General features: G+C 59.6%; 10 protein-coding genes and 3 pseudogenes. 7 read left to right on the plus strand and 6 right to left on the minus strand.

Annotated features, from left to right (window positions below):
* Positions 1-467: 467 nt before the first annotated feature.
* The 3 genes and pseudogenes from KGB21_RS29695 to KGB21_RS24330 form a co-directional block, all read left to right on the plus strand.
* Positions 468-1,538 (plus strand): annotated as a pseudogene (locus KGB21_RS29695) (HAMP domain-containing protein); the annotation flags it as partial.
* Positions 1,539-1,829: 291 nt separating this feature from the next.
* Positions 1,830-2,396 (plus strand): annotated as a pseudogene (locus KGB21_RS29700) (methyl-accepting chemotaxis protein); the annotation flags it as partial.
* 281 nt (positions 2,397-2,677) lie between these two features.
* The gene (locus tag KGB21_RS24330; RefSeq protein ID WP_034149310.1) at positions 2,678-4,354 is read left to right on the plus strand and encodes an MFS transporter; all 1,677 of its coding nucleotides are present in this window, start codon (positions 2,678-2,680) and stop codon (positions 4,352-4,354) included.
* A 126-nt stretch (positions 4,355-4,480) separates the two neighbouring features.
* Here KGB21_RS24330 and KGB21_RS24335 read toward each other — a convergent pair whose 3' ends face one another.
* The 4 genes from KGB21_RS24335 to KGB21_RS24350 form a co-directional block, all read right to left on the minus strand.
* Entirely contained in the window at positions 4,481-5,797 is a 1,317-nt protein-coding gene (locus KGB21_RS24335) for a sensor histidine kinase (protein ID WP_034149309.1), read from the minus strand.
* The gene (locus KGB21_RS24340) at positions 5,794-6,462 is read right to left on the minus strand and encodes a response regulator transcription factor (RefSeq protein WP_034149308.1); all 669 of its coding nucleotides are present in this window, start codon (positions 6,460-6,462) and stop codon (positions 5,794-5,796) included. Before KGB21_RS24340 ends, KGB21_RS24335 begins: the two co-directional genes overlap by 4 nt.
* A 3-nt stretch (positions 6,463-6,465) precedes the next feature.
* Positions 6,466-6,711 (minus strand): PepSY domain-containing protein, encoded by a 246-nt coding sequence (locus tag KGB21_RS24345; RefSeq protein WP_411741411.1) that lies wholly within the window; start codon positions 6,709-6,711, stop codon positions 6,466-6,468.
* A gap of 74 nt (positions 6,712-6,785) precedes the next feature.
* Entirely contained in the window at positions 6,786-7,094 is a 309-nt protein-coding gene (locus KGB21_RS24350) for a PepSY domain-containing protein (protein ID WP_034149306.1), read from the minus strand.
* Between the two features lie 255 nt (positions 7,095-7,349).
* On the opposite strand from KGB21_RS24350, the gene KGB21_RS24355 reads away from it, so the two are divergent.
* From KGB21_RS24355 to KGB21_RS24370, 4 genes and pseudogenes are all read left to right on the plus strand, one after another.
* Entirely contained in the window at positions 7,350-8,429 is a 1,080-nt protein-coding gene (locus KGB21_RS24355) for a patatin-like phospholipase family protein (RefSeq protein WP_223506964.1), read from the plus strand.
* 74 nt (positions 8,430-8,503) lie between these two features.
* Complete coding sequence (gene queD, locus KGB21_RS24360) at positions 8,504-8,860, plus strand: 6-carboxytetrahydropterin synthase QueD (RefSeq protein ID WP_008056290.1); 357 nt, start codon at positions 8,504-8,506, stop codon at positions 8,858-8,860.
* Between the two features lie 306 nt (positions 8,861-9,166).
* Complete coding sequence (codA, locus tag KGB21_RS24365; protein ID WP_223506965.1) at positions 9,167-10,411, plus strand: cytosine deaminase; 1,245 nt, start codon at positions 9,167-9,169, stop codon at positions 10,409-10,411.
* Positions 10,412-10,464: 53 nt separating this feature from the next.
* Positions 10,465-10,869: pseudogene (locus tag KGB21_RS24370) on the plus strand (diguanylate phosphodiesterase); the annotation flags it as partial.
* Positions 10,870-10,994: 125 nt separating this feature from the next.
* On the opposite strand, the gene KGB21_RS24375 reads toward KGB21_RS24370, so the two are convergent.
* Together KGB21_RS24375 and KGB21_RS24380 are read right to left on the minus strand one after the other, a co-directional pair.
* Positions 10,995-11,351 (minus strand): hypothetical protein, encoded by a 357-nt coding sequence (locus KGB21_RS24375; protein WP_223506966.1) that lies wholly within the window; start codon positions 11,349-11,351, stop codon positions 10,995-10,997.
* Positions 11,351-12,034: RHS repeat-associated core domain-containing protein (locus KGB21_RS24380; protein ID WP_223506967.1), on the minus strand; the 684-nt coding region annotated here is incomplete at its 5' end. The genes KGB21_RS24375 and KGB21_RS24380, both read right to left, overlap by 1 nt.

Consider the following 12,034-nt stretch of genomic DNA (forward strand, 5'->3'; position numbering starts at 1 on the left):
GAATGGGTTTTATTAGAGGGCGCGCACTGTGCCGGACCCGTGCCGCCTTGTCAAAGCCGGACGCGTCCTTTGTAGGAGCCGGCTTGCTGGCGATGAGGCCATGGAACATGGCGGTGATCTTGAGATCGCTATCGCTGGCAAGCCAGCTCCTACAGGGAATTCGATATTTTTGGGGTGGCATAAAGAAAGCAGGATGGCGGCCGTTACAGTGCAAAGTCTCAGATATTTATCGAATAAAGGACGTCTCCATGTCGCTCAGACAACTTTCCATTCAATGGAAAATCACCCTGCTGGCCGGGCTGTGCCTGGCGGGCATCGTGACCCTGCTGGTGGGTCTTTCGCTGTATCGCATGGAGCACAGCTCCGCGCTGGTGAAAGCCTCGAGCATGGAGATGCTGACCGAAGCGGCCCAGGCCCGGATCGAATCCCAGGGGGAAAACCAGGCGCTGGGCATTCGCCAGCAGTTCATGGACGCCTATCAATATGGTCACGGCTTTTCGCGTCAAGTGTTGTTCCTGCGCGATCAGGCCGAGAAGCGCTTTCTCGATGCGTTCGACCTGCGTGAAGACCTGACCCGCCAGGTCAAATCCGCCCTGCAAGCCAACCCGGACCTGCTCGGCCTGTCCCTGGTGTTCGAACCCAACGGGCTGGATGGCAAGGATGAGTTGTTCGCCGACCAGGCAGAATTGGGCAGCAACGACAAGGGCCGTTTCGCCCTCTACTGGTCGCAATCGACACCGGGCAAGCTAACGTCCATGGCGCTGCCGGAAAGCGACATGACAGACACCAGCACCGGCCCCAGCGGCGAACCGGCCAACGCCTGGTTCACCTGCCCGCGCACCAGCCTCAAGCCCTGCGTGATCGAACCCTACTTCTATATGATCGACGGCCAGAACGTGCTGATGACCAGCATCGTTTTTCCGCTGATGGTCAACGGCAAAGTCATCGCTTCGCTGTCGGTGGACATCAACCTCAACAGCCTGCAAACGGTCAGCCAGGCTGCGAGCAAGAAGCTCTATGACGGCCAGACCAGCGTCAGCATCATCAGCCCGGCCGGCCTGCTCGCCGGTTACAGCCCGGACACCAGCAAGCTCAGTCAACGCCTGGAAGCCGTGGACCCGACCACCGGTGCCGAGCTGATGCGCATGCTCGCCGGCAGCACCAACACCAGCAGCCTGCACAGCCACCAACAATTGAAAGTGCTGTCGCCGTTCCAGCCGATTCCCGGTGGAAAATCCTGGGGCGTGCTGCTCGACGTGCCGGAGAAAGTCCTGGTCGGCCCCGCCGAAGCGTTGAAAAAGCAACTGGATGAAAGCAACACCGCCGGCACGCTGACCGAACTCGGCCTCGGCGTACTGGCCGCGTTGCTCGGCCTGCTGCTGGTGTGGCTGATGGCGCGCAGCGTGACCAAGCCGATCCTCGGCGTGGCGCACATGCTCGAAGACATCGCCAGCGGCGAAGGTGACCTGACGCGACGCCTGGCCTACGACAAGCAGGATGAACTGGGCCAGTTGGCCGGGTGGTTCAACCGCTTCCTCGACAAACTGCAACCGATCATCGCCGAGGTGAAACGCTCGGTGCAGGACGCCCGCAGCACCGCCGACCAATCGTCTGCCATCGCCACCCAGACCAGCGCCGGCATGGAGCAGCAATACCGTCAGGTGGATCAGGTCGCGACCGCGTCCCACGAAATGAGCGCCACCGCCCAGGACGTCGCCCGCAGCGCCGCCCAAGCGGCGCAGGCCGCACGCGATGCCGATCAAGCGACCCGTCAGGGCCTGACCGTGATCGACCGCACCACCACCAGCATCAACAACCTCGCTGCCGACATGAGCGCGGCGATGCTGCAGGTCGAAGGTTTGGCGGCCAACAGCGAGAAGATCGGTTCTGTACTCGAAGTGATCCGCGCCATCGCCGAGCAGACCAATCTGCTGGCGCTCAACGCCGCGATCGAAGCGGCCCGGGCCGGTGAGGCCGGGCGTGGTTTTGCCGTAGTGGCCGATGAAGTGCGCAATCTGGCGCGGCGCACCCAGGAGTCGGTCGAAGAAACCCGCCTGGTCATCGAGCAACTGCAAAGCGGTACGCAGGATGTGGTCGGGTCGATGGGCAACAGTCATCGTCAGGCCCAGGGCAGCGTCGAGCAGGTCGGACAAGCCGTGACGGCGCTGCGGCAGATCGGCGAGGCGGTGACCGTCATCAGTGACATGAACCTGCAAATCGCCAGTGCCGCCGAAGAGCAAAGCGCGGTGGCCGAGGAGATCAACAACAACGTCGCGACCATTCGTGACGTCACCGAGTCGCTGTCGGGACAGGCCAATGAGTCGGCGCGGGTGAGTCAGTCGCTCAACAGTCTGGCGAATCAGCAGCAGAGTCTGATGGATCAGTTCCGCGTTTAAGTTTCCCTGTAGGAGCGAGCCTGCTCGCGATGACGGTGTGTCAGACACATTGATGTTGAATGTGCCGCCGCTATCGCGAGCAGGCTCGCTCCTACAGTTTTTGTGTTCGCCATCCCCTGTTCCTGCGTCTTCGTATGATGGCGAGTGGATATCTACGCAAACGCGATTATGCTTCATGAAACCTTGCAGCGATGCGAGGCCGTCAGTCTGTGTCCCATGGCCCGGGTACGGCAACAAATGAGAGGTGCTCCGGCCTAAAACAAGAACAACGGAGAAAACTCATGGCGGCAATCGACAACACAAGCACAGGCAGCGCGCCTCACCACGGCATAACCAAGGAAGAGCGCAAAGTCATCTTCGCCTCGTCCCTCGGCACCGTGTTCGAGTGGTACGACTTTTACCTCTATGGCTCCCTCGCCGCGATCATCGCCAAGCACTTCTTCGCCGGCGTCAACGAGACCACGTCCTTCATCTTCGCCCTGCTCGCGTTTGCCGCCGGCTTCGCCGTTCGGCCTTTCGGGGCAATCGTGTTCGGGCGACTGGGCGACATGATCGGGCGCAAACACACCTTCCTGATCACCATTGTGATCATGGGTATTTCAACGGCGATCGTGGGTTTCCTCCCCGGCTACGCAACCATCGGCGTTGCGGCGCCGATCATCCTGATCACCCTGCGCCTGTTGCAAGGCCTGGCGCTGGGCGGTGAATACGGCGGCGCCGCGACTTACGTGGCCGAGCATGCGCCGAAAGGCAAGCGCGGCTACTTCACCTCGTGGATCCAGACCACCGCAACCCTCGGCCTGTTTCTTTCCCTGCTGGTGATCCTCGCTTGCCGCACCGTGCTGGGCACTGAGGCCTTTGAGGCCTGGGGCTGGCGGATTCCGTTCCTGCTGTCGATCCTGCTGCTGATCGTCTCGGTGTACATCCGCTTGCAACTGAGCGAGTCGCCGGTGTTCCTGAAAATGAAGGCCGAAGGCAAAGCCTCGAAAGCGCCGCTGACAGAATCCTTCGCCCGCTGGGACAACCTCAAGATCGTGATCATGGCCCTGCTCGGCGGCACCGCTGGCCAGGCGGTGGTTTGGTACACCGGGCAGTTCTATGCGCTGTTCTTCCTGCTGCAAACGCTGAAGATCGACCCGCAAACCGCCAACCTGCTGATTGCCGGCTCACTGCTGATTGGCACGCCGTTCTTCGTCATCTTCGGCAGCCTGTCCGACCGCATCGGCCGCAAGGGCATCATCATGGCCGGCTGCATCCTCGCGGCGCTGACCTACTTCCCGATCTTCCATGCGCTGACCCAGTACGGTAACCCCGACGTGTTCATCGCGCAGGAGAAAAACCCGGTCACGGTGATCGCCAATCCTGACCAGTGTTCGTTCCAGTTCGACCCGGTGGGCAAGGCCAAATTCACCAGTTCCTGTGACTTGGCCAAGACCGTTCTGGCCAAGCGCGCCATCCCCTACAAGAACGAGAAGGCCGAGCCTGGGGCTGTTGCGCAAGTGCGCATCGGCGACAAAGTAATCCAGAGCTTCGAGGGCACCGGCATGCCGGCCGCCGACTTCAAGGCCAAGAACGATGCCTTCACCGCCACGCTCGCCACCGGGCTCAAAGAGGCGGGCTACCCCGAGAAGGCCGACCCGGCCAAGACCAACTACCCGATGGTGCTGTTGCTCCTGACGATTCTGGTGATCTACGTAACCATGGTCTACGGCCCGATCGCCGCCTGGCTGGTGGAACTGTTCCCGGCGCGCATCCGCTACACCTCGATGTCGCTGCCCTATCACATCGGCAACGGCTGGTTCGGCGGCTTCCTGCCGACGGTGGCATTCGCCATGGTGGCGGCCACGGGGGATATCTACTACGGGCTGTGGTACCCGATCGTGATCGCGGTGATGACAGCGGTGCTAGGCATTTTCTTCATGCCGGAAACCAAGGATCGGGAGATTCATCACACCTGAGCCCGACTCAACACAAATCAATGTAGGAGCGAGCCTGCTCGCGATGACGGCGGCACATTCACTATCACTGTGGCTGCCAGACCGGTATCGCGAGCAGGCTCACTCCTACAGGGTTTGCGGGTGTCTTCAGATTCGTTTGGGCAACTCGATCGCCACTTTGAGCCCACCCCACTCGCTCTCCTGCAAGCGCAAAACCCCACCCCAGGTTTCGACGATGTCACGCACGATACCCAGGCCCAAACCATGCCCGTCGGTCTGTTCGTCCAGCCGTGTGCCGCGACTGAACACCTGATCGCGGCGGTCTTCGGGGATGCCCGGTCCGTCGTCTTCCACACTCAGCTCAAAACCGTCCGCAGTCTCGACCACACTCAACCTCACCTCGGCGTCCGCCCATTTGCAGGCGTTGTCCAGCAGGTTACCGAGTAATTCCAGCAGGTCTTCACGATCCCAGGGCAATTGCAGGCCGGCCGGGGCGCGGTAGCTCAGCGCCAGGTGTTCGCCATGGATCATGTTCAACGTCGCCAGCAAGCCTGGCAGCTCGGCATCGCAATCGAACAAGGCTCCCGGCAGCGCATCGCCGGACAACCGTGCGCGGTTGAGTTCGCGATTGAGCCGTTGCTGGACCTGTTCCAGTTGCTCCTTGAGGATCTTTCGCAGCTGCGGATGCGCGTCGAGTTGCTCGCTTGAGGCCAGGCTCAACAGCACCGCCAACGGGGTTTTCAACGCATGGCCGAGGTTGCCCAGGGCATTGCGCGAGCGCTTGAGGCTGTCCTCGGTGTGGGCCAGCAAGTGGTTGATCTGCGCCACCAGCGGCTCCAGTTCTACCGGCACTTGATCATCGAGTTGCGAGCGCTGGCCTTGCTGTAATTGCGCGATCTGCTCGCGGGCCTTTTCCAGTGGCCGCAAGGCGCGGCGCACGGTGATCCTTTGCAGCAGCAGAATCAGCAACAACCCCGCCAGCCCCAGGCCGAGGCCGACCTGTTGCATGCGTCGAAAGCTTTCGCGTACCGGGGTGTAATCCTGTGCGACGCTGATGGAAATCGATTGGCCCAAGCGGCGATAGTCCGAGCGCAGCACCAGCAACTGCTGGCCTTCCGGGCCCAACTGCAAGTTGCTGTGCAGGCCGGGGTGTTCGAGGCGCGGCAGTTCCTGATCCCACAGCGAACGCGAGCGCCAATGGCTGTCGGCAAAATCAATGCGGAAGTAGTGACCGGAAAAGGGTCGCTGATAGGCCGGCGACAGGTGTCGCTCGTCCAGCTGCAAACCCTGCGGGCCACGCACCAGCGCCACCAGCAAGCTCTCGCTGTCATTGCGCAGCCCGGCTTCGAGATAGCGCTGCAAACCCATTTCGAACAGCCACAGGCTGGTTTGCGCCAGCACCAGGCCGACGATCACCATCACGCTGATCAAACCCAGACTCAAACGGCGCTGGATCGACCTCACCGGGCTTGTCCGCCGAACAGGTAACCCTGGCCGCGACGGGTTTCGATCACGCTGCGCCCGAGCTTGCGCCGCAGATGATTGACGTGGACTTCCAGCACGTTGGAATCGCGCTCGGTTTCACCGTCGTAGAGGTGTTCGGCGAGATGGCTTTTCGAGAGGATCTGTTCCGGGTGCAGCATGAAGTAACGCAGCAAGCGGAATTCGGCCGCCGTGAGCTGAATGTCCGCGCCGTCGCGGGTCACGCACTGACGCCCTTCATCGAGATGCAACCCCGCCGCCTGAAGCGTCGGCTGATTGACCTGGCCATGGGAGCGACGCAACAGCGCCTGAATCCGCAGGTGCAGTTCTTCGGGATGAAAGGGTTTGGTCAGGTAATCGTCGGCTCCTGCCTTGAGGCCTTCGATGCGCTCGGCCCAGGAACCCCGGGCGGTAAGGATCAACACCGGCGTCGCGAGACCGCCGGCGCGCCACTGGGCCAGCACTTCAAGCCCCGGCATGCCCGGCAGGCCGAGGTCGAGGATGATCAGGTCGTAGGGTTCGCTGCTGCCCTGATACACCGCATCGCGACCGTCGGCCAGCCAGTCCACGGCGTAACCCTGGCGATTGAGGCCGGCCATCAGTTCGTCGGCCAAGGGCACGTGGTCTTCCACCAGGAGCAAACGCATCGGTCAATCTTCCTTGTCTTTGAGTAAGCGGCCTGTGGCGGCGTCGAGGTCGAGTTCGCGGACCACGCCTTCGGTGGTCAGCAACTCGACTTCATAAATGTAGACGTCGTGTTTCTCTTCGAGCTCGGCTTCCAGCAGTTTGGCCCCCGGATAGCGGTCCAGCGCCTGCTGCAACAGTTGCTCAAGCGGCAGAATCACACCCCGTTGGCGCAGGCGCAGAGCTTCGTCCTGATCCAGGTCGCGGGCCATGACCACCGAGCAAAAAGCCAGAAACAGCAGCGCCAGGCTGGCGGCGCGCCGATGTGTAAAAGAAAGCAGCGTCATTACGAATCCTGATGATCCTTGAGTACCTGCCCACTGACCGCGTCTAATTCCAGGTCCCACTCGATGCCCTGCGGATCGCGCAGTTCGATCTGGTAGATGTACTTGCCGTACTCTTCTTCCAGCTCGGTTTCGGTGACGGTGGAACCGGGATGCTTGGCCAGCGCGGTGGCATTGAGCTTTTCAAAAGACACAATGGTACCAGCGTCGCGCAGCCTAAGTGCTTCGTCCGGGCCCAGATCGCGGGCGTGGGCGAGGCTGGCGGTCAGGCCGAAGAGCGACGCGGTGAACAGGGCAGTCAGGGTTTTCATGGGTGTCTCCGTATTCTTTTATGTGTTGCCTACGGGGGCCACCTTAGCGATATGAACTTAATTGAAACTGAATGGCCATCATTGGCCCGCGATCCCCCTGTAGGAGCTGCCGCAGGCTGCGATCTTTTGATCTTGTCTTTTAAAAAACAGAATCAAAAGATCGCAGCCTGCGGCAGCTCCTACAGGGACCGCTTGCGAACACAACAAGTGACACACGTTTATAATCTTGCCCGCTTGCCAACATTCGAGACCGGTATGACCGCCATCCACATCAAGTTCCCCTCCCTGACCCTCAAGGCCGGCCCCCGTGCTTTCGCGCGCATCCGGGCAAACGGTCTGAGTGCCGCCGATGTCGGCACACTGCCAGGCGCCGCCGGTGGTCCGAAGGCGTTGGGGATTCAGGGGCTGGACCTGGCGTTGTTCGGCGAATGGCTGCCGGCGGCACCTCGGGAGCGCTCGCTGATCGGTGCATCGGTGGGTTCCTGGCGCTTCGCCAGTGCCTGCCTGCCGGATGCCGCCGAGGGCATCCGCCGCCTCGGCCACCTCTACACCGAGCAGAACTTCGCCAAAGGCGTGACCATGGCGCAGATCAGTCAGAGTTCACGGCGCATGCTCGATGACTTGCTCGACGGCCGCGACGCCGCCCTTCTCGACAATGCCCACTATCGCTTGAACATCATGGTGGTCAAAAGCCACGGCCTGCTCGCGGACGATCATCGTGGTCGGCTGGGCCTGGGGCTGTCATCGGTGATCGCCGACAACCTGCGCGGGCGCGCGCGGCTGTCGCGGCACTTCGAACGGCTGATCATCCACGACCCGCGCCTGGCGCCGCCAGTCGATGCGCTGAACGACTTTCCTTCGCGCTTCGTCGCGCTGAACGCTGGCAACCTGCGCCAGGCCTTGCTCGCCTCGGGTTCGATCCCGATGGTGATGGAAGGCGTACGCGACTTGCCGGGCGCCGGCGCAGGAACGTTTCGCGACGGCGGTCTGCTGGACTATCACCTCGACCTGCCCTACAGCGGCAACGACATCGTGCTCTATCCGCACTTCACCGACCGGGTGATTCCCGGCTGGTTCGACAAGACCCTGCCGTGGCGTCGCGCCTGTCCGGCGCGCTTGCAGAACGTGTTGCTGCTGGCGCCATCGAAGGAGTACCTGGCGCGTCTGCCCTACGGCAAATTGCCGGACCGAAATGACTTCAAGCGTTTCATGGGTGATGCGCCGAGCCGGCAAAAATACTGGCGCGCGGCGATGGATGAAAGCCGTCGACTGGGCGACGAATTCCTCGAACTGGCCGCCAACGGTCGCCTCGGCGAGCGCTTGCTGACCCTTTAGTCAAGGCAAGCTGTTAAACTCGCCGCCTGCCCAAATCGCCGCGGCGATCGCCACCTGAACAGAGCTGAATACCTGTGGAAATCTTCAAAGAGTTTACTTTCGAATCCGCCCACCGCCTGCCCCACGTCCCGGACGGCCACAAGTGCGGGCGCCTGCATGGTCACTCGTTCAAAGTGGCCATTCACCTGAGCGGCGATCTGGATCCGCATACCGGCTGGATTCGCGATTTCTCGGAGATCAAGGCGATCTTCAAGCCGCTGTACGAACGTCTGGACCACAACTACCTGAACGATATTCCTGGCCTGGAAAACCCGACCAGTGAAGTGTTGGCCAAATTCATCTGGGCCGAGCTCAAGCCACTGCTGCCGGAACTCAGTGCGATTCGAATCCACGAAACCTGCACCAGCGGTTGCATCTATCGCGGCGAGTAAAGCGAATCCCCTGTAGGAGCTGCCGCAGGCTGCGATCTTTTGATCTTGCTTTAAAAAATCAAAAGTCAAAAGATCGCAGCCTGCGGCAGCTCCTACAGGGGAATGCGTTTCGTCAGTTGATTAAATGAACAGCCTTTAACGGCTGTTTTTTTATGCCTGAGATTTTTGGCTCTCACTCGCCCATCGACAGGCTGACGAAAGCGCTCCCACATTTTTCAATGCAATGACCAACGCCGCTGGCGAGGATTGCCACTGGCGAGCTAACGTAGAGAGACAGCCGACAAGATTCTTCAAAAGGATTCACTCATGCACATCATCAACGCCCGTCTACGCAACCAAGAAGGCCTGCATGAGTTGCACCTGGAAAACGGCCTGATCAGCAATATCGCCCGGCAAACTGAAGCCCCAACCTTGGGGCCGGACGATCTGGACGCCGGCGGCAACCTGGTGGTGCCGCCCTTCGTTGAGCCACACATTCACCTCGACGCGACCCTGACCGCCGGCGAGCCACGCTGGAACATGAGCGGCACGCTGTTCGAGGGCATCGAATGCTGGGGCGAGCGCAAAGCGACTATCACCCTGGAAGACACCAAGACCCGGGCGAAGAAAACCATCCAGAACCTCGCCGCCCACGGCATCCAGCACGTACGCACCCACGTCGACGTCACCGACCCACAATTGACCGCCCTTAAGGCGATGCTCGAAGTACGCGAGGAAAGTCGTCACCTGATCGACATGCAAATCGTCGCGTTTCCCCAAGAGGGCATCGAGTCCTATCACAACGGTCGCGATTTGATCGAAGAAGCGATCCACATGGGCGCAGACGTGGTCGGCGGCATTCCCCATTTCGAGTACACCCGCGAACAGGGCGTGAGTTCGGTGAAGTTCCTCATGGACCTGGCCGAGCGCACCGGTTGCCTGGTCGATGTGCATTGTGACGAAACCGACGACCCACACTCACGCTTCCTCGAAGTGCTGGCTGAAGAAGCTCGCAGCCGCTGCATGGGTTCGCGGGTCACGGCCAGCCACACCACGGCCATGGGCTCTTACGACAACGCCTACTGCGCCAAGCTGTTTCGCCTGCTTGGGCATTCGGGGATCAGTTTCGTCTCCTGCCCCACCGAGAGCATCCACCTGCAAGGACGTTTCGACAACTTTCCGAAACGCCGGGGCGTGACCCGGGTCAACGAGTTGCTGGAAGCGGGCATGAACGTATGTTTCGGCCAGGACTCGATCGTCGACCCGTGGTATCCGCTGGGCAACGGCAACATTTTGCGGGTACTCGAAGCCGGCCTGCACATCTGCCACATGCTCGGTTACCGCAATCTGCAAAGCGCCCTGGACCTGGTCACCGACAACAGCGCCAAGGCCATGGCCTTGGGTAGTCGGTATGGACTGGAACCGGGACGGCCGGCGAATTTGTTGATTCTGTCGGCGGATAGCGATTACGAGGTGATTCGAAGTCAGGGGTTGCCGCTGTATTCGGTTCGCGGCGGCAAGGTGTTGATGAAGCGGACGATGCCGGTGGTGGAGTTCAGTGATCTGAGTTGAGGTTTTTATTATTGGAACTGGACACGTACTACTGTCACAAACAAACAATTTTGCTGAACGACCACGTCGACCCGTCCCGCGACTTCGTCGGCCATATTGGCGGCGACGACTTCCTGCTGGTACTCGGCCCGGAAGACTGGCGCAAACGCTTGAACCAACTCCTCGACGACTTCCAGAGCCAGTGCCGCCGCTTCTACCGCAACGAACACCTCGAAGCCGGCTGCTTCATCGCCTCGAATCGACAGGATGTGCGGCAGGAGTTTCCGTTGCTGTCGTTGTCCATTGGTGTGATGCATCTGCATCCACAGGCCTGTGCACAACTGGACGCCAGCCAGTTGGCGGAGATGGCTTCGTAGGCTAAACACCATGCGAAGAATGTGCAGGGGTATAGCGTGCATGTGATCGACAGCCTGGTCGCGCCTGTGCCTGAAGGTGCATGGCTGACGGGCCAGCGCTGACCATCAGGCCGCCATCGCGAGCAGGCTCGCTCCTACAAAGTCATGCGTCATTTTGAAAGCCGCAGGAAACCTGTAGGAACGAACCTGCTCGCGATGGTGGCTGTTCGATTATACTCGGCATCAACTTAAGCCTCTTTACCTTCTAATTGATAAACCCTCAATCGTTCAAGCAGCACGCGCATAAATTGACGCTGATCTAAAACCTCATCATCGAAGTAGGTATCCATTTTTGTGAAAACCTCATCAAAAGTATCTCCACAATCCAAAAAATACACCAAAGTATCAATAAGTCGCTGCCTTTCCTTTTCGTCATAATCGAAAAATTCCGGCCTTATCAGAACATCGAACAACTCAGAAAGCTCCCTATCATCATTTACATCTTTTGAAACTATGATTTCTTCCCTGTTGATATCACGTGTGTTTTCTATGTCAAAAACAAACAACAAGCCACGCACACTCCACAACGAGTAGTCATTATTCATTAATCAAAATCCGTATATGCAGTTATAGGGCGACCAATTTTGTCCAGTATGACCACCGCCCTTGTTTGCTCACCATACTGCGAGTTTGTTCTTTTAAATCCTTCACCTACTTTTTTACCCATCTCAATAGGTTGTCTCGAGGCATCCAGACCACTATGTTTAAAGATCAATTGAGCACGATGTATAGCATTCAGTTGGTCACGATGACTGAGAAAATGCGTTGCCGCGGAAGGTATGACCGGCTCACCTTTTCTCTTACCTTTTTCATACCTTTCTATTTCTCCTGTCGTAGGATTTTTTCCCTCCTGTACCCGCTCTAGTTGTGAGTGCAGGGTAGTTTGCGCGCCATGCTTTTGTAAAAAATGACCTCCGGGGGACGCGCGCTCAACCTCATCTAAACGCCGATATGCATTTGCTTCTGCTAGCTCATCAATCCTAGCCCGCCGTTGCTCTGCCGAGATTTTCGGTAATGCAGGCTCCCCCTCATCAACCTTAACCCCAACACCACCATCCGGCACCGAGCAACCCGGCTTATTGGCCCCCGGACAATTCCCGCTCAACCCCAACGGATCCACCCACCCCGTCGGGTTCGGCGTATACCGATAGGCATTCAACCCACCCGCCAACTTCACCGGATCCGGCGTCAGATAGCGCCCCGTATCCGGCTGGTAATAACGATGCCG

Source organism: Pseudomonas sp. GL-RE-29 (assembly GCF_019947275.1).
In the GTDB taxonomy this organism is placed as follows: domain Bacteria; phylum Pseudomonadota; class Gammaproteobacteria; order Pseudomonadales; family Pseudomonadaceae; genus Aquipseudomonas; species Aquipseudomonas fluorescens_A.

Bases quoted from the DNA above. Each gene is read 5' to 3' on its own strand.
- KGB21_RS24330 (WP_034149310.1), top strand. From the start codon at position 2,678: ATGGCGGCAATCGACAACACAAGCACAGGCAGCGCGCCTCACCACGGC.
- KGB21_RS24340 (WP_034149308.1), bottom strand. From the start codon at position 6,462: ATGCGTTTGCTCCTGGTGGAAGACCACGTGCCCTTGGCCGACGAACTG.
- KGB21_RS24345 (WP_411741411.1), bottom strand. From the start codon at position 6,711: ATGGCCCGCGACCTGGATCAGGACGAAGCTCTGCGCCTGCGCCAACGG.
- KGB21_RS24350 (WP_034149306.1), bottom strand. From the start codon at position 7,094: ATGAAAACCCTGACTGCCCTGTTCACCGCGTCGCTCTTCGGCCTGACC.
- KGB21_RS24355 (WP_223506964.1), top strand. From the start codon at position 7,350: ATGACCGCCATCCACATCAAGTTCCCCTCCCTGACCCTCAAGGCCGGC.
- codA (WP_223506965.1), top strand. From the start codon at position 9,167: ATGCACATCATCAACGCCCGTCTACGCAACCAAGAAGGCCTGCATGAG.
- KGB21_RS24375 (WP_223506966.1), bottom strand. From the start codon at position 11,351: ATGAATAATGACTACTCGTTGTGGAGTGTGCGTGGCTTGTTGTTTGTT.